Source organism: Seohaeicola nanhaiensis (assembly GCF_042654245.1).
Lineage (GTDB): Bacteria > Pseudomonadota > Alphaproteobacteria > Rhodobacterales > Rhodobacteraceae > Seohaeicola_A > Seohaeicola_A nanhaiensis.
Genome location: NZ_JBHSGI010000024.1, coordinates 18404 through 41524 on the forward strand (window position 1 = coordinate 18404; position 23121 = coordinate 41524).

Genomic DNA, 23121 nt, shown 5'->3' on the forward strand with positions numbered 1-23121 from the left:
GTCTTTGCAAGATCGAGGACTGAGCCGGGTCGGAGCAGTTGGGTCGATAGCTTAACGTCGCAGCATGCCATATGGGACTAAAAACACATTCTGGCAAGTGTTTTCAGGGGGCGCCGCCTTCGAGGGCAAGCAGTTGCCGATGGCTGTAGCGGATCGCGATGACTCCGTCATCGCCGTCGTGAAAGTCCGGATCCTGCGGCAGGCAGCCGGTTCCGCACAGCTGATAGGTCACCATCCGCACGCTATCGATATACCATAACCGCCCTCCCGGAGTGGCGACATATCCCGCAACACCCTCGCGACGGTCGCTCTCCAGATCGAGAGTCGTGGGGAACTCGGCCGGCACCTGCGGATCGTATGAACCATGGGTATGTACCGAGGCCACCACACGGGGCCCGGAATCTGGCATCCGGGGCGTGCAGCCGTCCCGCCCGCCGCGGGTCATCTTGGTAAAGAACAGAACGCCGCCCCTGCCTTCCAGAAGATAGCCGCAGAACTCGCGATCGGTCGCGAAGGACATGGTCTGCAGCGGACCCAGCTTGCGGATCACCAGCGCGACCTCATCGGCCGGAGGCGGCCGCGGCGGAGCCGGACTCCGCCCCAGCACAAGCGCCGTTGCCAGAAACAGAAGTATGATCACGGCGCTCTGCCCGACGTGCGCGGCAGGCTCAGAATACCGTCACGACCGTGCCGAGCGGCACCCGGTTGTAGAGGTCCATCACGTGTTCGTTGATCATCCGGAAACAACCGCTCGACGCCGCCGTGCCAATGGATTCGGGTGCGATGGTGCCATGGATGCGAACGCCGGTGTCGCGGCCGTCCTGGAACAGGTAAAGCGCCCGCGCCCCCAGCGGGTTCCCGGGTCCTCCCGGCTGCACATAGTCGGAATTGACGAATTTCGCATAGGTGCGCGGATCGCGCTGGATCATCTCCGGCGTCGGCCGCCATGTGGGCCATTCCTTCTTGACCTGCACCACCGCCTGCCCGGTGAACTGAAGCCCCGCGCGCCCGACGCTGATCCCGTACCGGATCGCCTTGCGCGGCTCGGTCACGAGGTACAGGTAGAAGTCCGCCGGGGTGATCAGAATCTGGCCGGGGAGGAAATCCCGTTTCACCCGGATATATTGCGGGGTGGGATCAAAGGTCTCGGCCGCTTTGGCACGTGCGAGCGTCGGCGCGGCCAGGGCGGCGGCGGAACCGGTCAGAAAGCTGCGGCGCGAAAACATCTCAGGTCTCCGGCAGGACATCGTCTGGTGCCATGATGAATCCACTCGGCCCTGCGGTCAATATGCTCGCGCATTCGTAGCAGGCGTTCCGGCCCGCTTACTTCTTGCCGATCAGCGCGCGGCCTTGCTTGGTCTTCTTCTTGACCTTGTCGTTGAACAACTGAATCACCTGCGTCAGCTGGTTCGTCAGCATCTCGGAGTTCTTCGCATCGCTGGTCTTGGCGAAATAGAGGTTCTGGTCGATGCAGAATGCCTTGGTCTTCAGCTCGCGGCAAATGTCCTTGATATTGCCTCCGGTATGCACGCGCACCTTGTTCAGCTTGACTCCAAAATGTTCTTCAAGCCCTTCCTTGACCTCCTTCGGCAGCTTCTTTTCGCGGGTGCCCGAAGGTTCAGTCTCCAGTTTTTTCATACGCGCCTTCTTGCCCTCTCTGGACTGGGCCATCTGGATTACGTCATCCTTGCTCATGGTCTCCCTCCCGATTTGGGCGCGGTCGATTCGCCGGCGTCATGCACAGCATAACCGCTTGCCGTCGCGATAACTGTGAACAATGTCACCGACGAAGCGGTCTGATTAAGGTCGCAATGGCGTCACAGAACCGCCCGGTTCCGGGCCGATGATATTTCGGCGCTGTACCGGCCAGACTCGGAAAGGGTGCCCATGCAAGGCCAGAGGCCAGGCAGATTCGACACAGGACGAAACGCGCGCAGGTTTGGGCAGGTAGGAATTTACCGCCAATTAACCGGTTTGCGGAAAGACTGATTCCATGTTGCACCGATCTTTTGACCTCGACAGCCCGTCGACCATGTTCATGACCCTCGCGCTGGCCAAACCCGGGCAGCAGCTTCTGGTCGAGGAAATCGACGCCCTGCGCGCCGCCTTCATGCGTGTTCAGAAGCATCGGCCCTTCCGCCTTGACGCCTGGGTCGCGCTTCCCGACCGTATGCTCTGTGTCTGGACCCTGCCACCGGGCGACTTGGATACCGCCGGGCGCTGGCGCGCGATTCGCCGCGCGTTTGCCGGGGCGGTGGGCCCGGGCCGCGCGCGCTGGCGCTCTGCCGAACCGCCCCGCATTGTCAGCAGTGTCGTCGATTACGCCGACTGCGTGCGCCAATGCTGGTTCGCGCCCGTTCGCCAGGGGCTGGCCGGCCGGCCGGAAGAGTGGGCGCATTCCTCGATCCACGACGATTCGCCGATTTCCGGCTGAGCACGGCCGCTAGGCGTTTCGCGGGTCCGGTGTTAGAGTTGTGAAAATTCAAGACAATGCGATTGGATAGTGCCGTTATGATTTCTTATGCATTCCGCCTGCTGCTCGCAGTCTCCCTTGCCTTGCCCACAACCGTTTTCGCCTATGGCGACGGCTACGACAGCTCGAGCCGGCTGCGAATCAACGGCTCCACTGGTGGCGCCTCGTCGGGCTGGTCTTCGGGAAGCAATTCAGGCGGCCAGATCAGTGCGGCGACCACCAATGCCGTTATCAAGCTGCTGACCAGCGGCGTGCGCGGCTGCCAGCGGCTGGACAAGGTCTATCGCTACGACTGCTATGGTCAGGTCTACGGCCAGGCCGCGGGCCAACTGGCGGGCAACGCGGCCTACGAGCAGGCGCGGATCATCCTGTCCGACGTCGAGCGCTCGCTCAGCCGCACCGTCCGCCGAAACCAGGACCGCCGCGCGCCGCAGGTTCGTATGGGCAGCCAGCAATTCCGCGCGATCCGGGCTGACGCGCTGCCCTCTGCCAAGACTGAGTTTATCGCCGCTCTGGAGCAGGCCGAAACCCGGCTGCTGCGGTCCTCTGCCGGCGCGGGCGATCATCACATCCGCATCGCCGCCGCGCTGAATTCGAACAAATTGCTGCTGCGCTCGGCCCTTCTGTTTCTTCCGCTGGTGGTCTGAAAAAACCACAGACGTTTTCGCGAGACGTGACGCGTTCGATGGCGTCACCCGAGGATCCGCAAGCCTTTCGGGAATGTCGTCAGTGACCGGCAGCCATCCTGGGTGACGAGCATGTCATCCTCGATGCGTACCCCGAAGCCGCCAATGCAATAGAGGCCCGGTTCATTCGTGAACACCATCCCGGGCTCCAGCAGCTGACGGTTGCCGCGCATGATATAAGGCGCCTCATGCACCTCGCGCCCCAGGCCATGCCCGGTCTTGGTGCGGATCCTGTCGGCAAACACCGAAGCCTCCAGCACACCCGTCACCGCATCATCCACGTCATGTGCGGTGATACCGGCGCGCGTCACCTCATGGCCCTTCAGGTTCGCCTGCAACACGGTCTCGTACACGGCCTGCGCCTCGTCGCTGGCATGGCCGACAAACACCGTCCGCGTGATGTCGGCGCAGAAGCCGCCATGTCGCGCGCCCCAGTCGAACAGCAGCGCATCGCCGGGCTGCACCGGAACGTCGCGCGCGTGCGCATGGGGCAGGGCGGAGTTCTCACCCGCCGCAACAATCGGACCAAAGGCCAGCTCGGACGCCCCGTGCCGGAACATTGCCTGGATCAGATGCCCCTCGATCTGCGTCTCGGTCATGCCGATACGCACATCGTCCAGCACCTCGGCCAACGCCAGCTCGGAAATCCGGATCGCCCCTTCCAGCGCCGCCACCTCCTCGGCGGTCTTGCGCAACCGCAGTCCGGAAATCTCGCGCTCGGCATCTACGATTTTCAGCCCCGGAAAGGCGGTGGCCAAGGCATGATGCACAAAGACACGCATGACTTGCCCCTCGACCGCCAGCGAACCTAAAGGGATGTGCCGCGCCAGCGCCGCGAAAGCGCCAGCATAGCCGCTCTGGTCCATCCAGTCGAAAACCTCGCCCTCGAACCCCAGTTTCGCGAAGGACGACAGCTCCAGGTTCGGCACGATGGCCGCCACCGGTCCCGCGGCCGGGATGACGAGAAGAAGCGGCCGCTCATGACTGTGGAAATCCTGCTTCATCAGCCGCACGAAATTCGGCCCCGGCACCAGCGCTACCGCATCGACGCCCAGCGATTGCGCCAGCGCGCGGTATTCCGCATACCGGCTCATCGCGTCGTCTCCTGAACGAGGTCCTTGTAAAGCTGACGGATGCGTCGGAACACCGGACCTCGCCCGCCCTCGGTGCCAATCGCCTTGCCATCGATCTCCGAAACAGGCGTCTGCGCACCAAATGTCCCGGTCAGAAAGGCCTCGTCCGCCCCATAGGCATCGACCAGCGAGTAATTCCTCTCGAACACCGGAATGCCATCGGCCCGGCAAAGGTCGATCACCTTCTGTCGCGTGACACCGTTCATGCAGTAGTCGCCCGTGCTCGTCCACACTTGGCCTTTCCGCACGATGAAGAAGTTGCAGGCGTTGGTCGTGTTCACGAACCCATGCGGATCGAGCATCAGCGCCTCGTCCGCGCCCGCCTGCTCCGCCTGCAGGCAGGCGATCACGCAGTTCAGCTTCGAATGGCTGTTGTATTTGGCATCCTGGCTCATCGGCAGTCCGCGCACCTGCGGCACGGTGGCCAGGCGGATCCCCTTCGATTGCAGCGTGTCGACCGGTTTCGAATGCTCCATGATGATCACCACCGTCGGCCCCGACCGTGAAAGCGAGGGATGCTGAAACGGCCGCACCTTGGCGCCGCGCGTCACCATCAGCCGGCAGTGTACGTCTTGGGTCATGCCATTGGCCGCCGCCGTCTCGGTCAGCGCCGCAAGCACCCCCGCGCGATCCATGCCGATGTCGAGGCTCACGGCGCGGCAGGAGTCGAAGAGGCGGTCCATATGCTCGTCAAAGAACGCCCATTTGCCGTTATACAGGCGCATCCCCTCCCACATGCCGTCGCCCAGCATGAATCCCGAATCATAGACCGAGACCTTGGCCTCGTCGCGGTGTTTCAATTCACCATTCACCCAGATCAGGATATCTCGGTTGCGCGCATCCTCCTCGGCGCTGTGGGTCGTGCTGCTTTCGGGGGCCATCCGCCATTCTCCTTGCCGGGTCGCGGCAGGGTGTCGGCAATCGGCGCGATTCGCAATTCAGCTGCGGGCAAGGACCGCTTCGATCTCGGCAACCAGTGCCTGCATTTCGGCATGGGCCGGGCCTTTCGGAGCCTCCAGTACCGAGCGGCCATCGCCCAGCGTCTCGGCATAGACCACTCGGTTTGCCATCGCCGAAGAAGCCACTTCGGCCGCCATATCGGCCGCTTTCTCGGACACATCGGCAGACAGCTTGGTGCCCGGTCGGGCACGGGTCATCACCATCAGCGCGGGCGTCTCGGCACGTTCGGTCAGGTCCAGCACAGCTTCGACAGCCCAGAGATCGACATGGCTGGTTGCCACCGGAATCAGCACCAGATCGGCGGCGCGCAGGGCAGGCCGCAGGTCGCTGTCGGCCTTGGGCGGCGTGTCGATGATCACGATATCATGGGCATCGGCCAACTTGCGGCACTCATAGGATACACCCCAGGCCGAAGCGGTCGAGAAGTCGAGCAACGGATCCTCCATCGCCTCGACCCTTGTCATGAACCAGCGCCCGGCGCTGCCCTGCGGGTCGATATCCATCAGGGCCACGGATTTGCCAGCCTGCGCAAAGGCGACGGCCAGGTTCACCGCCAAAGTTGTCTTGCCGGCGCCACCCTTCTGCTGGGCGATGGTCACTACATATCCCACGAGGCCCTCTCAGACGTTGCTGCGCCGCAGCATAGCGCAAGCGCCACGCTCCGGAAAGAATATTCCCCCGGTCGCCCTGCGCCAGTAACGGGATGTTAACCGAGATTAACCATCCTGTCCGCCGAAAGGTGTTCCATGCGCATCTGGCTGATCTCACTTCTGCTGATATGGCCGGCGCATATCGCGGCGGGCGGCGCCTTTCCGCAGAGCGAAGGCACCGCCTTCCTGTCCACCTCCGGCACCTACCGCTGGAACACACAAGGCGCGCAACAGGAGGTGGGCCTCTACGGCACATACGGGTGGAAACCGCGGCTGACGATTGGCGTCGATGCCTATTTTACGCCCGGCGTTTCCGGACATGCTCTGATGTTCTTGCGCCTGCCGCTGAGCAGGATCAGGGGGACGAGCCACATTGCCGTCGAATTCGGTGCAGGCGCCGCGCAGGATGCAAACGGCTGGGCGCCGATGTATCGCCTTTCGCTGTCCCATGGCCGCGGCTGGCCGCGTGGGTGGTATGACCTAACCGCGTCACTCGAACGCCGCTCCGGCGAACCGGCCCTCGGCTGGAAACTCGATGGCACCCTGGGGTGGAAGGGGGCGGCGCGGGTGCAACCGATGCTTGAGGTCGGCGTGGGGCGAACCGGCTGGGACACCCCGGAACGCCGCGTCTCTGCAAAGCTGAGGATCGCAAGCCGGCGCGGACCGGTCTGGGTGCTGGGGATCGAGCGCAAACGATCCGGCACCGAAACCACCGGACTGTCGCTCGCCCTCTGGCGCCGGTTCTAGGCGCGCGCTACCGTGCGCGCATGCCCTCGCCCATCCGCCCGACCGATGAAGCTGCCCGCCAGATGGCCCGCGACCTGATCGCCAACGCCCGCATCGCAGCCCTCGCGGTGACGCTGGACGGGGCGCCCTTCGTCAGCCGTATTGCCTTTGGGACCGCCCCCGACGGCGCACCGCTCACCCTGATCTCCAGCCTGGCGGCGCATACGCGCGCGATCGTGTCCGACCCGCGCGCCGCGCTCCTTTTGGGCGAGGCCAACGGCAAGGGCGACCCGCTGAACCTGCCGCGGCTCACGCTGATTGCCCGCGCCGTGGCCGTCGACGAAGACCAGCGCGCAGCGACGGCGGCGCATTACCTGCGCGGCCACCCCAAGGCGAAACTCTACATCGGGTTCGCCGATTTCACTCTGTTCCGCTTTTCGGTGACGCGCGGCCATCTCAACGGCGGTTTCGGCAAAGCTTTTGCGCTGACCTCCGCGGACATGGGCCTGCCGGGCTGAACAGGGCGTCTGCTGTCCAATCCCTCAGTTGTCATCCCCCGCCGTCAGAGTCATTTGCCGCTGCACCGGAGAATACTTGAAGGCGGTCTCATGTCGCCGTTAAGGAGCCGGAATCAGGCGTTCACACCCGGCGGCTCGAGCAGACGAACACCGTTGATCTTCCATCCGGTGTCGAGCTCGATCATCTCGTATTCCAGAAGATGCGTGCGGCCGTCGCCATCTGTGATCTGCACGGTCTGATATAGCCGGCCGCCTCGTTCCGACAGATCGAGATAGCGCACCTCGGCCGGCCGCCACACCATCGGATAGCCGCCGCGTACCATGCTGCCGAAGTTCTCGGGTGTCTGGAACATGCCCTGGATCGTCGGGCTGGCGAAGGTGAAGGCGCGGCCGAAATCGTCGGCCTTGAAGGCTTCGATCTGGCTGGAAATCGTGCCTTCGATCTCGGCGGTCTGGGCCATGACCGGCAGCGCCGGACCAACGAGGAAGAGCAGTGCGATGAGGAATTGGCGCATGGTTCAGCCTCCTGACATTCATTGATCATACGGATGCGGGGTTCCGCTGGATCAAAATCAGCAAAACAGGAACGCGAAAGCGCGGCGTAATTCGTCGACGGCACCCGTCTCAAACCAGCGCCCGTGTGCCAGGATCAACCGCTCAGGCGCCCATCCGATCATCTGCTCGACCGCCGCGCGCAGGCTGTCATGATGGCCCCGGAAGGTCGCCCGCATGTCGCGCGGCATTCCGCCATGGGGCGCGAGGATCCCGGCAAGGCGCAGGAACGGACGCATGTACCAGGGCTGAAGCTGCGGTTCAAAATTCTCGATCAGGTCGGTCAGGATCAGGGTGCGAGAGGCGCGGTGAAAGAACACCGCCTCGCGGTGCACGTCGCTGCCCATCACGATCAACTGGTCGATTTGTCCGGCCCAGGGCGCCTCAGCGCGCAGCGGGTCCAGCAGATGGTCGATGTGCAACGCATGTCCCCGGCTTTCCGCCCGCTGGGCCACACCGGGCGCCGCCCAGGTCGTCGCACCAAAGACCTTCTGCCATTCCGTCACGAATGCATAGTGGATCCAGTTCGGTGCCACCAGGTGACGGACCGGCCCCAGGGCGCGCAACTCAACTGTCAGTTCCGGTGTCAGCTTGGTTGGAGAATGCACCCAGAGATCACCGTTTTCCAGCCGCACCACCGTCGCCCGTGTGGGGAAAGGCAGGCCAAAGAATCGGATGGCCGGGGCATCGATGATCCAGATGTCATCGGCCACCGGCTTCAGGGTATTCAGCGGTTCGTATCCGGTCATCCCGCCCTTTCCTATCCGGACGGGCGGCGGCTTCAGGCCAGCTCGCCCGCCAGTGCGGCATCAATCAGTGCGATGGTCTCGGCGACGCCATAAAGCGCGATGAAGCCGCCAAAGCGCGGTCCTTGCGAGGCGCCCAGCAGAACCTCGTAGAGTGCGGTGAACCAGCCACGCAGCGGGTCGAAGCGGTCGCGGCCGACAGCGTAGACCACGGATTGCAGTGCCTCGTCCTCCAGCGGTCCATCATAAGCTGCCAGTTCGGTCCGCAAGGCTTCAAGCGCCTCTCGCTCCTGGTCGGTCGGCGCACGGAAGCTTCGGGTCGGCTTAACGAAATCGTTGAAATACCGAACCGCAAAACCCGCCGCCTGATCCAGATCGGGATGGCTTTCGGGCGAAGCGTCGGGTGCGTAGCGGCGGATAAAGCCCCACAGAGCCTCCTTGTCCGTCGCGCCCGAGACCGAGGCCAGGTTCAGCAGCATGGCAAAGGGCACGACCAGCGTCGACTCCGGCACCTTGCCGCCATGGATGTGCCAGACCGGGTTCGCCAACTGCGCGGCCGCGTCCTGCGTCGGATAGGCCCGAAGCTGCTGGTGGTATTCGTCCACCGCCTTCGGGATCACGTCGAAATGCATCCGCTTGGCCGTCTTCGGCTTCTGATACATGAAATACGCAAGGCTCTCGGTGCTGGCATAGGTCAGCCATTCGTCGATGCTGACACCATTGCCCGATGATTTCGAAATCTTCTGGCCATTCTCGTCAAGGAACAGCTCATAGGTGAAGTGCTCGGGCGCCTTCACGCCCAGAATTTCACAGATCGCGTCATAGATCGGGGTATTGGTCGAATGGTCCTTGCCATACATCTCGAAATCGACGCCAAGCGCGGCCCAGCGGGCGCCAAAATCGGGCTTCCACTGCAACTTCACGTTGCCACCGGTCACCGGCAGGGTCCATTCGCGGCCCGTTTCGTCGTCGAAGGTGATGGTGCCCTCGGCGGCGTTCACCTCTTTCATCGGAACGTAGAGCACACGCCCCGTTTCCGGATGGATCGGCAGGAAGATCGAATAGGTCTGCTGGCGCTCTTCCCGCAGCGATTTCAGCATGACCTTCATGATTGCGTCATAGCGTTCGGCCGCCAGGCGAAGGGTCGCGTCGAATTGCCCCGACTTGTAGAACTCGGTGGCCGAGTAGAATTCGTATTCGAACCCGAAGGTGTCGAGAAACCGCCGCAGCATGGCGTTGTTGTGGTGCCCGAAGCTCTCGTATTCCCCAAATGGATCGGGAACGCTGGTCAGCGGCATCTGCAGATATTCGCGCAGCATCTCCTGGTTCGGCACATTGCCGGGCACCTTGCGCATCCCGTCCAGGTCGTCCGAGAAGCAGATCAGGCGCGTGGGGATGTTCGAGATCTCCTCGAAGGCGCGCTTGATCATCGTCGTCCGCGCCACTTCGCCAAAGGTGCCGATATGCGGCAGCCCAGACGGGCCGTAACCCGTTTCGAACAGCACATAGCCCTTTTCCGGCGGCGCCTTCTCGTACCGTTTCAGCACGCGACGCGCCTCGTCGAAGGGCCAGGCTTTCGAACTCAGGGCGGCGTCGCGCATGGTCGGCATTTCAGTCTCCGGGGTCAGGGCCGCGCCGGGCGCGGCGTGACGTCGCTACCTATTGTGCGAATGCAGCGACGTCAATAATTTGGGCTCCAATCACAATTCAATCGTAAGGATCGCGCCCGTGCCCGATACCCTCGACCACCCGCTCAGCGAACAGGATTGCCTCGTCGCCCTCATGGTCGCTGTCTCGGCCGCCGACGAAAACATCCGAACCTCCGAACTTGTCCGTATCCAGGCATCGGTCAACCATCTGCCGGTTTTCGCAGACTATGACATCAATCGCATGAAAGAGGTCAGCCAGACCGTATTCTCCCTCTTCGAACAGGAAGACGGCCTCGACGCGCTCTTCGGCCTGATCCGCGACAACCTCCCCGAGCGGCTGTTCGAGACCGCCTATGCGCTGGCCTGCGACGTGGCCGCTGCCGATGGCACGATTACCGAGAACGAGAACCGGATGCTGGAAGAGATCCGCTACGAGCTCAGCCTCGACCGGCTGCACGCCGCCGCCATTGAACGCGGAGCCCGGGCACGGCACCAGACCTGAGCCGCGGAGGGGGGCGGTGCATCGTGCTTGAACTGCGCGCGCTCCTCGCCTATACGCCCCCGGTGGCCTCATGCGGGGCGACTCGAAACCAGATTTGAAACGCCGTGGTCGGCCGCTCCCGTCGCTGGGGGCCGCATCCGGCAAGGAGAAGCGACAATGAAACTTCATGAACTGCGCGACAACGAAGGCGCGACCAAACGCAAGAAGCGCGTGGCGCGCGGCCCGGGTTCGGGCAAGGGCAAGACCGCAGGCCGCGGTATCAAGGGCCAGAAATCCCGTTCAGGCGTGGCCCTGAATGGCTATGAAGGCGGTCAGATGCCGCTCTATCAGCGCCTGCCCAAGCGCGGCTTCAACAAGCCGAACCAGAAATCCTTCGCCGTTGTGAACCTGGGCCTGATCCAGAAGTTCATCGACGCCAAGAAGCTGGACGCTGCCTCGATCACCGAAGACACGCTGGTGTCCAGCGGTCTGGTCCGTCGCAAGCTCGACGGCATCCGCGTCCTGGCCAAGGGTGACTTCAGCGCGAAAGCCACTATCGAGGTCACCGGCGCATCCAAGTCGGCGGTTGAGATGGTCGAAAAGGCCGGCGGCTCGCTCACGGTCAAGGCGGCGCCCGCGACCGAGTGACGGGTTGTGAGCGGCGCCCGTGCCGCTTACATAGTCTAGAGTTTTCCCTGGCGCCGCCCGGACCCGAAAACGGTCCGAGGCGGCGCAGCACCAGATAGAGACCCCTTTCATCATGGTATCAGCAGCAGAGCAGATGGCCGCCAACACCAGCTGGGCAGCGCTCGGCAAGGCGACGGATCTGCGCAACCGGATCCTGTTCACGCTCGGTCTTCTGATCGTCTATCGCCTTGGCACCTACCTTCCGGTTCCCGGCATCGACGGCAATGCGCTGCGTCAGTTCATGGAACAGGCGGGGCAGGGGATCGGTGGCATGGTCTCCATGTTCACTGGCGGTGCCCTGGGCCGGATGGGCATCTTCGCCCTGGGCATCATGCCCTATATCTCGGCCTCGATCATCGTTCAGCTGCTGGCAGCGATGGTGCCCTCGCTCGAACAGCTGAAGAAAGAGGGCGAGCAGGGCCGCAAGAAGATCAACCAGTATACGCGCTACGGTACCGTCATTCTGGCAACGGCGCAGGCCTATGGCCTCGCCGTCAGTCTGGAATCGGGCGATCTGGCGACCGACCCAGGCCTGTTCTTCCGCATCTCCTGCATGATCACCATCGTCGGGGGCACCATGTTCCTGATGTGGCTGGGCGAGCAGATCACCTCGCGCGGGATCGGCAACGGTATCTCGCTGATCATCTTCGTCGGGATCATCGCCGAAGTTCCGGCTGCCCTCGCGCAGTTCTTTGCCTCGGGCCGGTCGGGTGCGATCAGCCCGGCGATCATCGTCGGGGCCATGTTGATGATCGTGGTGGTGATCACCTTTGTCGTCTTCATGGAACGCGCCCTGCGCAAGATACATATACAATATCCGCGCCGTCAGGTCGGCATGAAGGTCTATGACGGCGGCTCCTCGCACCTGCCGGTCAAGGTCAATCCGGCCGGCGTGATCCCGGCGATCTTCGCCAGCTCGCTGCTGCTGCTGCCGGTCACCATCTCGGCCTTCAGCCAGGGTGCTGCCTCGGGTTCAGTCATGTCGTGGCTGCTGGCCAACTTCGGCCCCGGCCAGCCGCTGTATCTGCTGTTCTTCGTCGCAATGATCGTGTTCTTTGCCTACTTCTACACGTTCAACGTTGCGTTCAAGCCGGATGACGTGGCGGACAACCTCAAGAACCAGAACGGCTTCGTGCCCGGCATCCGTCCCGGCAAGAAGACGGCGGAATATCTCGAATACGTGGTCAACCGCATCCTCGTCCTTGGCTCCGCATATCTGGCGCTGGTCTGCCTGCTGCCGGAAATCCTGCGGCACCAGTTCTCGGTTCCCTTCTACTTCGGCGGCACTTCGGTTCTGATCGTCGTCTCGGTCACGATGGACACGATCCAGCAGATCCAGAGCCACCTTCTGGCCCACCAGTACGAAGGTCTGATCGAGAAATCGCAGCTGCGCGGGCGCAGCAAGAAACGCACCACCAAACGGAGTCCTGCGCGTCGATGAACATCATACTTCTCGGGCCCCCGGGGGCCGGCAAGGGCACCCAGGCCCGCTTTCTTGTCGACGAGCGTGGGATGGTCCAGCTCAGCACGGGGGACATGCTGCGCGCCGCCAAGGACTCGGGTACCGAGATGGGCAACCTGGTTGCCGGAGTGATGGCGCGGGGCGAGCTGGTGACGGATGAGATCGTCATCGGCCTGATCCGGGAACAGCTGGAAAGCGGCAAGGGGACCGGGTTCATCTTCGACGGCTTTCCGCGCACGCTGAAGCAGGCCGATGCGCTGGGCGAACTTCTCGCCGAGACCGGGCAAAAGCTGGATGCCGTGATCGAGATGGAAGTGGACGATGCAGCGCTGGTGGCTCGGATCACTGCGCGCTCGACCTGCGGCACCTGCGGCGAAGTCTACAACGACAACACCAAACCGATCCCGGCAAACGGAAAATGCACCAACTGCGGCGGCACCGAGTTCAAGCGCCGGGCGGACGACAATGAAGAATCGCTGCGCACCCGGCTGATGGAATATTACAAGAAGACATCGCCGCTGATCGGATACTATTACGCCAAGGACAAGCTCTCGAAGGTCGACGGTCTGGCCGACATGGATTCGGTCAAAGCGGCGATCGCGAAGGTTCTGGGCGGCTGAACCGCGCGGAAGCGGCTTTGCGCAACAGCAACGGCGGGCGCCTCGGGTGTGCCGCCGTTTCCATTTGAAACGGCACAGTTTCGACCCGGCACTCCAAGCCTCTGCAACCGTCTCGCCCGAAGCTCTTGACCCTCCTCCCGTTTCCCACTAGGACGCACCATCCCGAAAGGGAATCACTTCGTGTGCGATTCCTTAACGGATCGCACGGATCACCTCGAAGTTTTGCCGGACCGGACGGGTCTCCCGCCCGGTTCATGTTGTGAAAAAAGGGTCTGGCACGACGGACCCGCGACGAAAGGAAAGACGACCGTGGCACGTATTGCCGGCGTGAACATCCCGACTGCCAAGCGGGTTCCCATCGCCCTCACCTATATCACCGGAATCGGCCATACCTCGGCCAAGGCGATCTGCGATGCCGTCGGCATCGACCAGACCCGTCGTGTCAACGAGCTGTCGGATTCCGAAGTTCTCGCCATCCGCGAGCACATCGACGCCAACTACACCGTCGAAGGCGACCTGCGTCGCGAGACCCAGATGAACATCAAGCGCCTGATGGACCTCGGCTGCTACCGCGGCCTGCGCCATCGCCGCAACCTCCCGGTGCGCGGTCAGCGGACCCACACCAACGCTCGCACCCGCAAAGGCCCCGCAAAGGCCATTGCCGGCAAGAAGAAATAAGGAGGCAGGCAGATGGCTCGCGAAAAAACCCGCGTCAAGCGCAAGGTTTCCAAGAACATCGCCGCTGGCGTTGCGCATGTGAACTCGTCCTTCAACAACACCAAGATCCTGATCTCCGACGTGCAGGGCAACGCGATCTCCTGGTCGTCCGCCGGCACGATGGGCTTCAAGGGGTCGCGCAAGTCGACCCCCTATGCCGCCCAGATGGCCGCCGAAGATGCAGGCCGCAAGGCGCAGGAACACGGTGTGAAGACGCTCGAAGTCGAAGTGCAGGGCCCCGGTTCGGGCCGCGAGAGCGCGCTGCGCGCCCTGGCCGCCGTCGGCTTCAACATCACTTCGATCCGTGACGTGACGCCGATGGCCCACAACGGCTGCCGCCCGCCGAAGCGCCGCCGGGTCTGACACTTTTACCTTTCGGGGGTCGTGCTTTGCGCGCGGCCCCCATCCGTCATTTTGAAACCTCGAGCGTTTGCACCTTACGGACATGGGGCGCAGGCAGGAATGGAGGGACCGCATGATCCACAAGAATTGGGCTGAACTGATCAAGCCGACCCAGCTTGACGTCAAGCCGGGCAACGACCCGGCGCGGCAGGCCACCGTCATCGCCGAACCGCTGGAGCGCGGCTTTGGTCTGACTCTGGGCAACGCGCTGCGCCGCATCCTGCTGTCGTCGCTTCAGGGGGCCGCGATCACCTCGGTCCAGATCGACAACGTCCTGCACGAGTTTTCCAGCGTGGCCGGTGTGCGTGAAGACGTCACCGACATCGTGCTGAACCTCAAGGGCGTCAGCCTGCGCATGGAAGTCGAAGGCCCCAAGCGCCTTTCGATCAACGCAAAGGGTCCGGCGGTTGTGACTGCCGGTGACATCAGCGAAAGCAATGGCATCGAGGTCCTGAACCGCGACCATGTGATCTGCCACCTGGACGACGGCGCCGACCTGTTCATGGAACTGACTGTGAACACCGGCAAGGGCTATGTCTCGGCCGACAAGAACAAGCCGGAAGACGCACCGATCGGCCTGATCCCGATCGATGCGATCTACTCGCCGGTCAAGAAGGTCAGCTATGACGTCCAGCCTACCCGCGAGGGCCAGGTTCTGGACTATGACAAGCTGACCATGAAGATCGAGACCGACGGCTCGCTGACCCCGGACGACGCCGTGGCCTATGCCGCGCGCATCCTCCAGGATCAGCTGTCGATCTTCGTCAACTTCGACGAGCCGGAAAGCGCCTCGCGGTCCGACGATGACGACGGGCTGGAGTTCAACCCGCTGTTGCTCAAGAAGGTGGACGAACTGGAACTGTCGGTGCGTTCTGCGAACTGCCTGAAGAACGACAACATTGTCTATATCGGCGACCTGATCCAGAAGACCGAAGCCGAGATGCTCCGCACCCCGAACTTCGGCCGCAAGTCGCTGAACGAGATCAAGGAAGTGCTCTCGGGCATGGGCCTGCATCTGGGCATGGACGTCGAGGACTGGCCGCCAGACAACATCGAGGATCTGGCGAAGAAGTTCGAAGACGCGTTCTGAAAGCTGCGCCCGGGTAGGGCGGGGCTTGACCCCGCCGACCCGCAAGACAAATGCCCGGACAGCCGGGGAAAACAAGGGCAATGGTGCCCCAACAGAGCCTCCGGCCACGCACCGGCGGTCGTACAAAGCATAAGTAGGAGACTGACATGCGTCACGCCCGCGGCTATCGCCGCCTGAACCGTACTCACGAACACCGCAAGGCGCTGTTCTCGAACATGGCCGGCTCGCTGATCGAGCACGAGCAGATCAAGACGACCCTGCCGAAGGCCAAGGAACTGCGCCCGATCATCGAAAAGATGATCACGCTGGCCAAGCGCGGCGATCTGCACGCCCGCCGCCAGGCCGCGTCCAAGCTCAAGGAAGACAAGGACGTCATCAAGCTGTTCGACGTGCTCGGCCCCCGCTACAAGGACCGCAACGGCGGTTATGTGCGCGTGCTGAAAGCCGGCTTCCGCTATGGCGACATGGCGCCGATGGCGATCATCGAATTCGTGGACCGCGACCGCGACGCCAAGGGCGCAGCCGACAAGGCCCGTCTTGAAGCTGAAGAAGCTGCTGCCGAAGAATAAAACTCGTCCCGTCTCAGGATGAAAAGAAACCCCCGCTCGTGCGCCGAGCGGGGGTTTGTGTATGTTGAAGAACCCGTAGTCTGACCGTCCAGCCTCAGGCGGCGTCAAGCTCGCTCTTGACCAGCTTTTCAATCTCGCTCAGCGGATGATTGGTTAGGGTCTTGGGGACTTCCGCAATGATTTTGTCCGAAACTTCCTTGTGAAGCGACTCGCGCAGGTTGCCCAGAACCTGCGGCGACGCCACCAGCACGAGAGAGTCAAAGTCACCGCGGTGCGCCCGGGCATACAGCCTGTCCGACAGATCGGCAGCAAAGCGCTCCTTCGCCAGTTGATGCCAGTCTGTGTCGTCCATGGCCGATTTCTGGCCCTGTCCGTTGTCGTTCATGCGCCCAGGTCGATTGGCGCCCTGTTCACGGCTCGGCGGGTTTTCCTGCTCTTCCTTGCTCACCACCTCGAAATTCGGGTCTTCGTGGTCGGTGAGGTTGCGCAGGAACAGCGCTTTTTCGCTGTCAGTCACAACCACCCAAGTTCCTTCCTTCAATTCAGCCATCGTCATTCTCCTTCTCGTCCGCCTTGCGCACGCGCGTGGCGCCCGGCCGATCCTGCGTGGCGCGCTTTAGCATGTCGCGGGTGCCGACCTTGCGCTCAAGATCCCCACCCGCGCGACCCTGCTGACCCGGTGTCGCAGCATCGTCCAGATATTGGTCCGTTTCCCTTTTGGGACGTTCGGTTTCACGAGACTTGGTCATCAGTGCTCCCTTTCTGTTCGGAGGGGAAACGCCCCGACATGGTGAATGTTCCGGACCTGTCGCCTTGCATTGCCGCGATCGGCCAAGCATATCTGCCGCAAAGACGGAGGGTTTCCATGTTCCGCACCATCCTGACGATCACCGCAATTGCCCTGGCTGCGCCGGTCGCCGCCGAGACGCGCGTGCCGTCCTCACCGGCCGAAATCTCTCTGGGCTTCGCACCGCTGGTCAAACAGGCCGCGCCCGCGGTGGTCAACATCTACGCCCGACGCGTGATCGAGGCCCAGCAAAGTCCCTTCGCCGATGACCCCTTCTTTCAGCAGTTCTTCAAGGGCTTCGGCACACCGCGCCCAAGGGTTCAGAACTCGCTCGGCTCCGGCGTGATCCTGTCCGAAGACGGCTATGCCGTCACCAACTTCCACGTCGTGGGGATGGCGACCGAAATCCGCGTCGTCATGGCAGACCGCCGCGAATACAACGCACAGGTCGTGCTGGCCGATCAGGACGCCGATCTGGCCATTCTCCAGCTGGACGGCGGCAAGGGATTGCCCCATCTCGAGCTTCGCGACAGCGACGAGGTCGAGGTCGGCGAACTCGTTCTGGCCATCGGCAACCCCTTCGGCGTCGGACAAACCGTGTCGAGCGGCATCGTGTCGGGGCTCGCGCGCTCGGGCATCGCCACGGGGAACGAGCGGGGGTATTTCATCCAGACCGATGCTCCGATCAACCCCGGCAACTCGGGTGGCGCCCTGATCGACGTGAACGGCCGGCTGATCGGCATCAATACCTCGATCCTCAGCCGGTCCGGCGGATCGAACGGCATAGGCTTTGCCATTCCGGCGAATCTCGTGGCGCAATTCGTCAGCCAGGCCCGGGCAGGCGAACACAGCTTCCAGCGGCCGTGGGCCGGCATGGCCGGGCAACCGGTCGATGGCGATCTGGCCGGTTCGCTGGGACTGGCGGTGCCCGAGGGCATCGTGATCAGCGATATGCACGACCAGAGCCCGTTCAAGGCGGCCGGGGTCGAGGTCGGCGACGTGATCACCCATGTCGACGGCGAGCCGGTCAACTCGCCCTCGGAAATGCTCTTCCGCATGAGCATCGCCGGTATCGGCAACGCAACCACGATCCGGCTCAGCCGCGACGGCGACACCCGCGAACTCTCGGTGGTGATGTCGCAGGCCCCTGATGAGCCGCCCGCAGAAGAAGTCACATTGGGGGACGATACTGCCGTGCCCGGCCTGCGGGTGGCGCGGGCCAATCCGGCGGTGATCGCGCGGCTTCCCGGGGCGCTCAATGTCGAGGGAGTGGTTGTCACCGATCCCGGCCCACTGGGCGCGCGTGCCGGGTTCCGCCTGGGCGACGTTCTGGCCCAGATCAACGGGCAGGACATGGCGACAAGCGGAGACGTGGTGCGCGCGCTGACCGATCCGGGCCGGCGTCTGCGCGTCGACATTCTGCGCGGCGGCCAGCGGGTCACGCTGCAGTTCCGGCTTTAGGCACATGGCTGACCTGTTCGACAACCAGACCCCTGAAGAACCGGCCAGGAACCGGCCGCTTGCCGACCGGTTGCGACCGACGATGCTGGCGGAGGTGATTGGCCAGGAACAGGTGCTTGGCCCCGAGGCGCCGCTGGGCGCGATGCTCGCAGCCGGTTCGCTCGGCAGCCTGATACTCTGGGGCCCGCCGGGTGTGGGCAAGACCACCATCGCGCGCCTGCTGGCCGACGCGAGCGATCTGCATTTCGTTCAGATCAGCGCCATTTTCACTGGGGTCGCCGACCTGAAGAAGGTTTTCGAGGCGGCCCGGATCCGGGCGCGGAACGGGCAGGGGACACTGCTGTTCGTCGATGAAATCCACCGCTTCAACAAGGCCCAGCAGGACGGCTTCCTGCCTTACATGGAAGACGGCACCATCCTGCTGGTTGGCGCGACAACCGAGAATCCGTCCTTCGAACTGAACGCCGCACTGCTCTCTCGCGCGCAGGTGCTGGTCCTTGAACGCCTCTCCCCCGCCGATCTCGAACGCCTTGCGCAGCGTGCCGAAAAGGAACTCGGCCGCAAGCTGCCCCTGAGCGGCACTGCGCGCGACCAGCTGATCGGAATGGCCGATGGGGACGGGCGGGCCCTTCTGAACCTGATCGAACAGGTCAGCGCCTGGAAGGTCGATGCGCCCCTGGAGCCCACGGCGCTCGGCAATCGTCTTATGCGGCGGGCCGCGAAATACGACAAATCCGGCGAAGAGCACTACAATCTGATCTCGGCCCTGCACAAATCCGTCCGCGGCTCCGACGCCGACGCCGCGCTCTACTGGTTCGCGCGGATGCTGGAAGGCGGCGAAGACCCGCGCTTCCTCGCGCGGCGCATCACCCGGATGGCGGTCGAGGACGTGGGCCTCGCCGACCCTCAGGCGCAGGCGCTCTGTCTGCAGGCATGGGAGACGTACGAGCGCCTCGGTAGCCCGGAAGGCGAACTGGCGCTGGCCCAGGCTGTCGCCTATCTCGCGCTCGCGCCCAAGTCGAACGCGATCTACGTGGCCTACAAGGCTGCTCGCAAGATGGCGCGCGACACCGGAAGCATGATGCCGCCCAAGCATATCCTCAACGCACCTACCGGCATGATGAAGGATCAGGGCTATGGCGCCGGATATGCCTATGATCACGACGCAGAAGACGGTTTCTCGGGGCAGAACTATTTCCCCGAAGACATCAAGCGCCCGGTGCTTTATGCGCCGGTCGAACGCGGATTCGAGCGCGAACTGAAGAAACGGCTGGACTGGTTCGTCAAGAAGCGTGCAGAACGCGGCGGTAACTGAATTCAAGGAGATACCCATGATCGAACGCATCCAACCCGGCCCCCGCATGACCGGTGCAGTGAAATACAACGGCATCGTCTGGCTGGCTGGACAGGTGGGCGAAGGCGCGACTGTCGCCGAGCAGACCAAGGATTGCCTGCGTCAGATCGACGAGCTGCTCGCCGATGCCGGCAGCAGCAAGGAGAAGATCCTCCAGACGATCATCTGGCTGGCCGACATGAACGACTTCGCGGAAATGAACGCCGCGTGGGATGCATGGGTCCCCGCTGGCAACACGCCCGCCCGCGCGACGGGCGAGGCCAAGCTTGCCGCGCCGAAATACCGCGTCGAAATCATCGTCACCGCGGCCTGCTGAACCGGCTCGCTTGACAAGGCAGCGTGGGCGCGCGACACGGGCGCCCATGCTCTCGACCCTTTCCCTCGTCGCCTTCGGGGGCGCTGTCGGCGCCAGTCTCCGGTATCTTTCCGGACTGGCGATCCTGCGCCTTCTGGGACATCCCTCTTTCCCCGTTGCGATCATCTTCGTCAACGTGGTGGGATCGTTTCTGATGGGGGCCTTCGTCGTGGCCGCGGCGAACAAGGGCCTGACCCATCTCAGCCCGCTTGTCATGACCGGCATTCTCGGCGGCTTCACGACCTTCTCGGCCTTCTCTCTCGAAACCATGAACCTGATCGAACGCGGCGATACAATCCAGGCGGCGCTCTACGTGCTGCTTTCGGTCATCCTTTCGGTTGGCGCTCTGGCGGCGGGCATGGCCACTGCACGGGGCATCTTCGCATGATCCGTGCCCCGATACACCCTGACCGGGCGCCTTGCGCGCGTCCCTCTCTGCGAAAGGGCCGGAAATGAGCGGCGTGATGATCCTGACCGTGGCCGAAGGCGATGGCGACCAGCGGCTCGACCGCTGGCTGCGCCGGCTGTTCCCCCATGTCAGCCAGGGGCGCATCGAAAAGATGTGCCGCAAGGGCGAACTGCGCATCGACGGCGGCCGCGTCAAGGCATCCACCCGGGTCGAAGTCGGCCAGCAGGTGCGCATTCCACCGCTCGAAGCGGTCGACACACGCCCCGCACCGGAACCCGGCCAGATCTCCGAGCGCGACGCCAAGATGATCCGCGCCTGCGTGATTTACCGGGATGACCACGTTCTGGCGCTGAACAAGCCGCACGGCCTCGCCGTGCAGGGCGGCAGCGGTCAGACCAAACATCTGGACGCGCTCTCCGAGGCTCTGCGCTTCGATCTCGACGAGAACCCGCGCCTTGTGCACCGCCTCGACAAGGATACCTCTGGCGTCCTGCTGATGGCCCGTACCCGCGCGGTCGCCGCCGCGCTGACTGAGAGCTTCCGCCACAGGGCGACCAAGAAAATTTACTGGGCTGTCGTCGCCGGCGTGCCCGCGCCCAAGGCCGGCACCATCCGGACCGGTCTGGTCAAGGCCCCCGGGCATGGATCCAAGGGAGAGGGCGAGAAGATGATCAATGTCCATCCCTCCGAGATCGACGCGACACCCGGCGCCAAACGCGCGGTCACCGAATACATGGTGCTCGAGGCCGCGGCGCGGCGCGCCGCCTGGGTTGCACTGAATCCGATCACGGGCCGTACCCACCAGCTGCGCGCCCATATGGCCGAACTTGGCCATCCGATCGTCGGCGACGGCAAATACGGCGGTTCCAGCCAGGAAAACGCAGGCGACGGCTGGGGTGCGCAACTCGGCGGCGATCTCAGCCGCAAGCTGCACCTGCACGCCCGTTCGCTGATGCTGGAGCATCCAATGACCCGCGCCCGTCTGACGCTGACCGCGCCCTTGCCGGAACACATGCAGCAGACGTGGGACACCTTCCAGTGGTCCACCCGGGATGCCCCGGAGGATCCGTTCGAGGATGAGGAATGACCCGGCTCGTGATCTTCGACGTCGATGGCACTCTGGTCGATAGCCAGGCCGTCATCCTCGCGGCCATGCGCGAGAGCTTTGCCCAGCACGGCCTTGCGGCGCCTTCGCGCGAGGCCATCCTTGGCATCGTCGGTCTCTCGCTCGACCAGGCCCTCTGGCGTCTGGCGCCGGAACAGCCTCCCGAAATGCGCGGCAGGCTTGTCGATGGCTACAAACGTGCCTATCAGGACAACCGTGCGCATCACGGTGCCGCCGCCGGCTCGCCGCTCTTCCCCGGTGCCCGCGAGGTGCTTGAAACGCTGGCCAACACGCCGAATACCCTTCTGGGCGTGGCAACCGGCAAATCGCGGCGCGGGCTGAACGTCTTGCTGGACGATCATGGTCTGACGCAGCTTTTCGCAACCACACAGGTGGCCGACGACCACCCGTCCAAACCGCACCCGTCGATGATCCTGACTGCTCTGGCCGAGACCGGCTGCAGCCCGGACAATGCCACAATGATCGGCGACACAACTTTCGATCTCGAAATGGCCCGCGCCGCCGGCGTATCCGCCATAGGGGTCAATTGGGGCTATCACAAACCGGAGGCGCTCGCCCCGCACGCCCAATTCATCGCCCGCGATTTCGGCGATCTCGGGGCACTGCTTGCCAGCCCGGGGCGCGCGGCATGAGCGAGTGGCGGCCCCGCGTCTTCTGGAAAGAGGTCAGCGTCGTCCCTGTGGACGAAGGCTTTGCGATCCAGCTTGATGGCCGTCCGGTCAAGACGCCGGCCAAGAAGCTCCTCGCTCTGCCGACACGGGGGCTTGCCGGCGCCGTGGCGGCGGAATGGGCCGCCCAGAAAGACCATGTCGATCCGGGCTCGATGCCGATGACCCGCACCGCAAATGCCGCCATCGACAAGGTGGCCCTCCAGCATGCCGAAGTGGCCGATATGCTTGCGGCATATGGCGACACCGATCTGCTCTGCTATCGCGCCGACAGCCCGGCCGAACTGGTGGCCCGCCAGTCATCTCTCTGGGATCCGGCCCTTGATTGGGCCGAAACCACCCTTGGCGCGCGACTGAATGCTGTCGCAGGCGTCATGCACGAACCGCAGTCGCCCGACGCTCTGGCCCGGCTCTCCGCCCGCGTCCATGCGCTCGACCCGTTCCGCCTCGCGGCGTTTCACGATCTCGTGCTGACCTCTGGCTCGCTGGTGCTCGCCTTCGCCGCGGCCGACGACTGGCAGGATGCCGAAACGATTTGGCAGATGTCTCGGCTGGACGAACTTTGGCAGATTGAACACTGGGGTGAAGACCCCGAGGCGCAGGCCTCCGCCGAACGGAAACGGCGGGCGTTCCTGCACGCCAAGCGATTTTTCGATCTCGCCTGATCGGTGGGCGACGCTGGAAAGATTGCCGTGTGGTCAATCTCCAGTCCATTCGAATCCCTGATGAACCGCTTGACCTTTGTTGATGATTGCGCCCAAACTCGCTCCACTGAGGGGGGATGCCCCACAATCGGTGTTTCGTCCGGCATGAAAATGCCGGGATAAAAGTCGCCCGACA

The 23121-nt window shown here is 63.6% G+C and carries 30 protein-coding genes; 19 read left to right on the forward strand and 11 right to left on the reverse strand.

Annotation, left to right across the window (positions count from 1 at the left end; genetic code table 11):
• Window positions 1-103: 103 nt before the first annotated feature.
• The 3 genes from ACFO5X_RS14510 to ACFO5X_RS14520 form a co-directional block, all read right to left on the reverse strand.
• The gene (locus ACFO5X_RS14510) at window positions 104-640 is read right to left on the reverse strand and encodes a DUF4329 domain-containing protein (protein ID WP_380718185.1); all 537 of its coding nucleotides are present in this window, start codon (window positions 638-640) and stop codon (window positions 104-106) included.
• 28 nt (window positions 641-668) lie between these two features.
• The gene (locus tag ACFO5X_RS14515) at window positions 669-1226 is read right to left on the reverse strand and encodes a L,D-transpeptidase (protein ID WP_380718186.1); all 558 of its coding nucleotides are present in this window, start codon (window positions 1224-1226) and stop codon (window positions 669-671) included.
• Window positions 1227-1323: 97 nt separating this feature from the next.
• Window positions 1324-1695 carry an eCIS core domain-containing protein gene (locus ACFO5X_RS14520; RefSeq protein WP_380718187.1) on the reverse strand — a complete coding sequence of 124 codons (372 nt, stop codon included), beginning with the start codon at window positions 1693-1695 and terminating at the stop codon, window positions 1324-1326.
• Window positions 1696-1993: 298 nt separating this feature from the next.
• Between ACFO5X_RS14520 and ACFO5X_RS14525 the strand changes: the two genes are divergently transcribed.
• Window positions 1994-2434, forward strand: coding sequence for a transposase (locus tag ACFO5X_RS14525; RefSeq protein ID WP_380718188.1), 441 nt, complete (start codon window positions 1994-1996; stop codon window positions 2432-2434).
• 77 nt (window positions 2435-2511) lie between these two features.
• Window positions 2512-3120 carry a hypothetical protein gene (locus tag ACFO5X_RS14530; RefSeq protein ID WP_380718189.1) on the forward strand — a complete coding sequence of 203 codons (609 nt, stop codon included), beginning with the start codon at window positions 2512-2514 and terminating at the stop codon, window positions 3118-3120.
• Window positions 3121-3164: 44 nt separating this feature from the next.
• Here the strand turns inward: ACFO5X_RS14530 and ACFO5X_RS14535 are convergent, their stop codons facing one another.
• The 3 genes from ACFO5X_RS14535 to parA are packed head-to-tail and all read right to left on the reverse strand — an operon-like array spanning window position 3165 to window position 5863.
• Window positions 3165-4253 (reverse strand): M24 family metallopeptidase, encoded by a 1089-nt coding sequence (locus ACFO5X_RS14535; protein WP_380718190.1) that lies wholly within the window; start codon window positions 4251-4253, stop codon window positions 3165-3167.
• Window positions 4250-5173 carry an aminotransferase class IV gene (locus ACFO5X_RS14540; RefSeq protein WP_380718191.1) on the reverse strand — a complete coding sequence of 308 codons (924 nt, stop codon included), beginning with the start codon at window positions 5171-5173 and terminating at the stop codon, window positions 4250-4252. The genes ACFO5X_RS14535 and ACFO5X_RS14540 overlap by 4 nt, the downstream gene beginning before the upstream one ends.
• Window positions 5174-5230: 57 nt before the next feature.
• Entirely contained in the window at window positions 5231-5863 is a 633-nt protein-coding gene (parA, locus tag ACFO5X_RS14545) for a ParA family partition ATPase (RefSeq protein WP_380718192.1), read from the reverse strand.
• Window positions 5864-5998: 135 nt separating this feature from the next.
• On the opposite strand from parA, the gene ACFO5X_RS14550 reads away from it, so the two are divergent.
• Both ACFO5X_RS14550 and ACFO5X_RS14555 read left to right on the forward strand, forming a co-directional pair.
• Complete coding sequence (locus tag ACFO5X_RS14550) at window positions 5999-6649, forward strand: hypothetical protein (RefSeq protein ID WP_380718193.1); 651 nt, start codon at window positions 5999-6001, stop codon at window positions 6647-6649.
• A 20-nt stretch (window positions 6650-6669) separates the two neighbouring features.
• Complete coding sequence (locus tag ACFO5X_RS14555; protein ID WP_380718194.1) at window positions 6670-7146, forward strand: HugZ family pyridoxamine 5'-phosphate oxidase; 477 nt, start codon at window positions 6670-6672, stop codon at window positions 7144-7146.
• A gap of 113 nt (window positions 7147-7259) precedes the next feature.
• Here ACFO5X_RS14555 and ACFO5X_RS14560 read toward each other — a convergent pair whose 3' ends face one another.
• From ACFO5X_RS14560 to ACFO5X_RS14570, 3 genes are read right to left on the reverse strand one after another with little or no spacing between them, the layout of a single operon-like run.
• A complete protein-coding gene (locus ACFO5X_RS14560) occupies window positions 7260-7661 on the reverse strand; it encodes a DUF4864 domain-containing protein (protein WP_380718195.1) in 402 nt (133 codons plus the stop codon).
• A gap of 57 nt (window positions 7662-7718) precedes the next feature.
• A complete protein-coding gene (locus ACFO5X_RS14565; RefSeq protein ID WP_380718196.1) occupies window positions 7719-8447 on the reverse strand; it encodes a DUF4336 domain-containing protein in 729 nt (242 codons plus the stop codon).
• A 32-nt stretch (window positions 8448-8479) separates the two neighbouring features.
• Window positions 8480-10054, reverse strand: coding sequence for a lysine--tRNA ligase (locus tag ACFO5X_RS14570; protein ID WP_380718197.1), 1575 nt, complete (start codon window positions 10052-10054; stop codon window positions 8480-8482).
• A gap of 172 nt (window positions 10055-10226) precedes the next feature.
• Between ACFO5X_RS14570 and ACFO5X_RS14575 the strand changes: the two genes are divergently transcribed.
• The 8 genes from ACFO5X_RS14575 to rplQ all read left to right on the forward strand — a co-directional run bounded on the left by ACFO5X_RS14575 (window position 10227) and on the right by rplQ (window position 16121).
• Window positions 10227-10595 carry a tellurite resistance TerB family protein gene (locus ACFO5X_RS14575; protein WP_380719512.1) on the forward strand — a complete coding sequence of 123 codons (369 nt, stop codon included), beginning with the start codon at window positions 10227-10229 and terminating at the stop codon, window positions 10593-10595.
• Between the two features lie 156 nt (window positions 10596-10751).
• Window positions 10752-11222, forward strand: a complete 471-nt coding sequence (rplO, locus tag ACFO5X_RS14580) for a 50S ribosomal protein L15 (RefSeq protein ID WP_380718198.1) — start codon at window positions 10752-10754, stop codon at window positions 11220-11222.
• Window positions 11223-11334: 112 nt separating this feature from the next.
• Window positions 11335-12702, forward strand: a complete 1368-nt coding sequence (secY, locus tag ACFO5X_RS14585; RefSeq protein ID WP_380718199.1) for a preprotein translocase subunit SecY — start codon at window positions 11335-11337, stop codon at window positions 12700-12702.
• On the forward strand, window positions 12699-13343 hold the full coding sequence (locus tag ACFO5X_RS14590) for an adenylate kinase (RefSeq protein WP_380718200.1): 645 nt from the start codon (window positions 12699-12701) through the stop codon (window positions 13341-13343). Before secY ends, ACFO5X_RS14590 begins: the two co-directional genes overlap by 4 nt.
• Before the next feature lie 309 nt (window positions 13344-13652).
• Entirely contained in the window at window positions 13653-14021 is a 369-nt protein-coding gene (gene rpsM / locus ACFO5X_RS14595; RefSeq protein WP_380718202.1) for a 30S ribosomal protein S13, read from the forward strand.
• 12 nt (window positions 14022-14033) lie between these two features.
• Window positions 14034-14423 (forward strand): 30S ribosomal protein S11, encoded by a 390-nt coding sequence (rpsK, locus tag ACFO5X_RS14600; RefSeq protein ID WP_380718203.1) that lies wholly within the window; start codon window positions 14034-14036, stop codon window positions 14421-14423.
• Between the two features lie 112 nt (window positions 14424-14535).
• Window positions 14536-15552: a DNA-directed RNA polymerase subunit alpha gene (locus ACFO5X_RS14605; protein WP_380718204.1), complete on the forward strand. Its 1017-nt coding sequence runs from the start codon at window positions 14536-14538 to the stop codon at window positions 15550-15552.
• Window positions 15553-15698: 146 nt separating this feature from the next.
• Window positions 15699-16121 (forward strand): 50S ribosomal protein L17, encoded by a 423-nt coding sequence (gene rplQ / locus ACFO5X_RS14610; RefSeq protein WP_380718205.1) that lies wholly within the window; start codon window positions 15699-15701, stop codon window positions 16119-16121.
• Window positions 16122-16215: 94 nt separating this feature from the next.
• Here rplQ and ACFO5X_RS14615 read toward each other — a convergent pair whose 3' ends face one another.
• Both ACFO5X_RS14615 and ACFO5X_RS14620 read right to left on the reverse strand, forming a co-directional pair.
• Window positions 16216-16671, reverse strand: a complete 456-nt coding sequence (locus tag ACFO5X_RS14615; RefSeq protein WP_380718206.1) for a host attachment family protein — start codon at window positions 16669-16671, stop codon at window positions 16216-16218.
• Window positions 16664-16870 carry a hypothetical protein gene (locus ACFO5X_RS14620; RefSeq protein ID WP_380718207.1) on the reverse strand — a complete coding sequence of 69 codons (207 nt, stop codon included), beginning with the start codon at window positions 16868-16870 and terminating at the stop codon, window positions 16664-16666. Before ACFO5X_RS14620 ends, ACFO5X_RS14615 begins: the two co-directional genes overlap by 8 nt.
• A gap of 116 nt (window positions 16871-16986) precedes the next feature.
• Here ACFO5X_RS14620 and ACFO5X_RS14625 point away from each other — a divergent pair, with 116 nt between their 5' ends.
• The 7 genes from ACFO5X_RS14625 (at window position 16987) to ACFO5X_RS14655 (ending at window position 22946) form a co-directional block, all read left to right on the forward strand.
• Complete coding sequence (locus ACFO5X_RS14625) at window positions 16987-18369, forward strand: trypsin-like peptidase domain-containing protein (RefSeq protein ID WP_380718209.1); 1383 nt, start codon at window positions 16987-16989, stop codon at window positions 18367-18369.
• Window positions 18370-18373: 4 nt separating this feature from the next.
• A complete protein-coding gene (locus ACFO5X_RS14630; protein ID WP_380718210.1) occupies window positions 18374-19684 on the forward strand; it encodes a replication-associated recombination protein A in 1311 nt (436 codons plus the stop codon).
• A gap of 16 nt (window positions 19685-19700) precedes the next feature.
• Entirely contained in the window at window positions 19701-20039 is a 339-nt protein-coding gene (locus ACFO5X_RS14635; RefSeq protein WP_380718211.1) for a RidA family protein, read from the forward strand.
• 46 nt (window positions 20040-20085) lie between these two features.
• A complete protein-coding gene (gene crcB, locus ACFO5X_RS14640) occupies window positions 20086-20466 on the forward strand; it encodes a fluoride efflux transporter CrcB (protein ID WP_380718212.1) in 381 nt (126 codons plus the stop codon).
• A gap of 64 nt (window positions 20467-20530) precedes the next feature.
• Window positions 20531-21574, forward strand: a complete 1044-nt coding sequence (locus tag ACFO5X_RS14645; protein WP_380718213.1) for an RluA family pseudouridine synthase — start codon at window positions 20531-20533, stop codon at window positions 21572-21574.
• Window positions 21571-22245 (forward strand): HAD-IA family hydrolase, encoded by a 675-nt coding sequence (locus ACFO5X_RS14650; RefSeq protein ID WP_380718214.1) that lies wholly within the window; start codon window positions 21571-21573, stop codon window positions 22243-22245. The genes ACFO5X_RS14645 and ACFO5X_RS14650 overlap by 4 nt, the downstream gene beginning before the upstream one ends.
• A complete protein-coding gene (locus ACFO5X_RS14655) occupies window positions 22242-22946 on the forward strand; it encodes an ATP12 family chaperone protein (protein ID WP_380718215.1) in 705 nt (234 codons plus the stop codon). The genes ACFO5X_RS14650 and ACFO5X_RS14655 overlap by 4 nt, the downstream gene beginning before the upstream one ends.
• Window positions 22947-23121 lie beyond the last annotated feature (175 nt).

Coding starts and splice junctions, on each gene's coding strand:
- ACFO5X_RS14560 (WP_380718195.1), bottom strand. CDS start 7,661: ATGCGCCAATTCCTCATCGCACTGCTCTTCCTCGTTGGTCCGGCGCTG.
- ACFO5X_RS14520 (WP_380718187.1), bottom strand. CDS start 1,695: ATGAGCAAGGATGACGTAATCCAGATGGCCCAGTCCAGAGAGGGCAAG.
- rpsK (WP_380718203.1), top strand. CDS start 14,034: ATGGCTCGCGAAAAAACCCGCGTCAAGCGCAAGGTTTCCAAGAACATC.
- rplO (WP_380718198.1), top strand. CDS start 10,752: ATGAAACTTCATGAACTGCGCGACAACGAAGGCGCGACCAAACGCAAG.
- ACFO5X_RS14515 (WP_380718186.1), bottom strand. CDS start 1,226: ATGTTTTCGCGCCGCAGCTTTCTGACCGGTTCCGCCGCCGCCCTGGCC.
- ACFO5X_RS14605 (WP_380718204.1), top strand. CDS start 14,536: ATGATCCACAAGAATTGGGCTGAACTGATCAAGCCGACCCAGCTTGAC.
- ACFO5X_RS14570 (WP_380718197.1), bottom strand. CDS start 10,054: ATGCCGACCATGCGCGACGCCGCCCTGAGTTCGAAAGCCTGGCCCTTC.
- ACFO5X_RS14540 (WP_380718191.1), bottom strand. CDS start 5,173: ATGGCCCCCGAAAGCAGCACGACCCACAGCGCCGAGGAGGATGCGCGC.
- ACFO5X_RS14555 (WP_380718194.1), top strand. CDS start 6,670: ATGCCCTCGCCCATCCGCCCGACCGATGAAGCTGCCCGCCAGATGGCC.
- ACFO5X_RS14590 (WP_380718200.1), top strand. CDS start 12,699: ATGAACATCATACTTCTCGGGCCCCCGGGGGCCGGCAAGGGCACCCAG.
- ACFO5X_RS14565 (WP_380718196.1), bottom strand. CDS start 8,447: ATGACCGGATACGAACCGCTGAATACCCTGAAGCCGGTGGCCGATGAC.
- ACFO5X_RS14535 (WP_380718190.1), bottom strand. CDS start 4,253: ATGAGCCGGTATGCGGAATACCGCGCGCTGGCGCAATCGCTGGGCGTC.
- ACFO5X_RS14620 (WP_380718207.1), bottom strand. CDS start 16,870: ATGACCAAGTCTCGTGAAACCGAACGTCCCAAAAGGGAAACGGACCAA.
- ACFO5X_RS14625 (WP_380718209.1), top strand. CDS start 16,987: ATGTTCCGCACCATCCTGACGATCACCGCAATTGCCCTGGCTGCGCCG.
- ACFO5X_RS14630 (WP_380718210.1), top strand. CDS start 18,374: ATGGCTGACCTGTTCGACAACCAGACCCCTGAAGAACCGGCCAGGAAC.
- rplQ (WP_380718205.1), top strand. CDS start 15,699: ATGCGTCACGCCCGCGGCTATCGCCGCCTGAACCGTACTCACGAACAC.
- ACFO5X_RS14525 (WP_380718188.1), top strand. CDS start 1,994: ATGTTGCACCGATCTTTTGACCTCGACAGCCCGTCGACCATGTTCATG.
- ACFO5X_RS14635 (WP_380718211.1), top strand. CDS start 19,701: ATGATCGAACGCATCCAACCCGGCCCCCGCATGACCGGTGCAGTGAAA.
- ACFO5X_RS14530 (WP_380718189.1), top strand. CDS start 2,512: ATGATTTCTTATGCATTCCGCCTGCTGCTCGCAGTCTCCCTTGCCTTG.
- secY (WP_380718199.1), top strand. CDS start 11,335: ATGGTATCAGCAGCAGAGCAGATGGCCGCCAACACCAGCTGGGCAGCG.
- ACFO5X_RS14550 (WP_380718193.1), top strand. CDS start 5,999: ATGCGCATCTGGCTGATCTCACTTCTGCTGATATGGCCGGCGCATATC.
- crcB (WP_380718212.1), top strand. CDS start 20,086: ATGCTCTCGACCCTTTCCCTCGTCGCCTTCGGGGGCGCTGTCGGCGCC.
- ACFO5X_RS14645 (WP_380718213.1), top strand. CDS start 20,531: ATGAGCGGCGTGATGATCCTGACCGTGGCCGAAGGCGATGGCGACCAG.
- ACFO5X_RS14575 (WP_380719512.1), top strand. CDS start 10,227: ATGGTCGCTGTCTCGGCCGCCGACGAAAACATCCGAACCTCCGAACTT.
- ACFO5X_RS14650 (WP_380718214.1), top strand. CDS start 21,571: ATGACCCGGCTCGTGATCTTCGACGTCGATGGCACTCTGGTCGATAGC.
- ACFO5X_RS14615 (WP_380718206.1), bottom strand. CDS start 16,671: ATGGCTGAATTGAAGGAAGGAACTTGGGTGGTTGTGACTGACAGCGAA.
- ACFO5X_RS14655 (WP_380718215.1), top strand. CDS start 22,242: ATGAGCGAGTGGCGGCCCCGCGTCTTCTGGAAAGAGGTCAGCGTCGTC.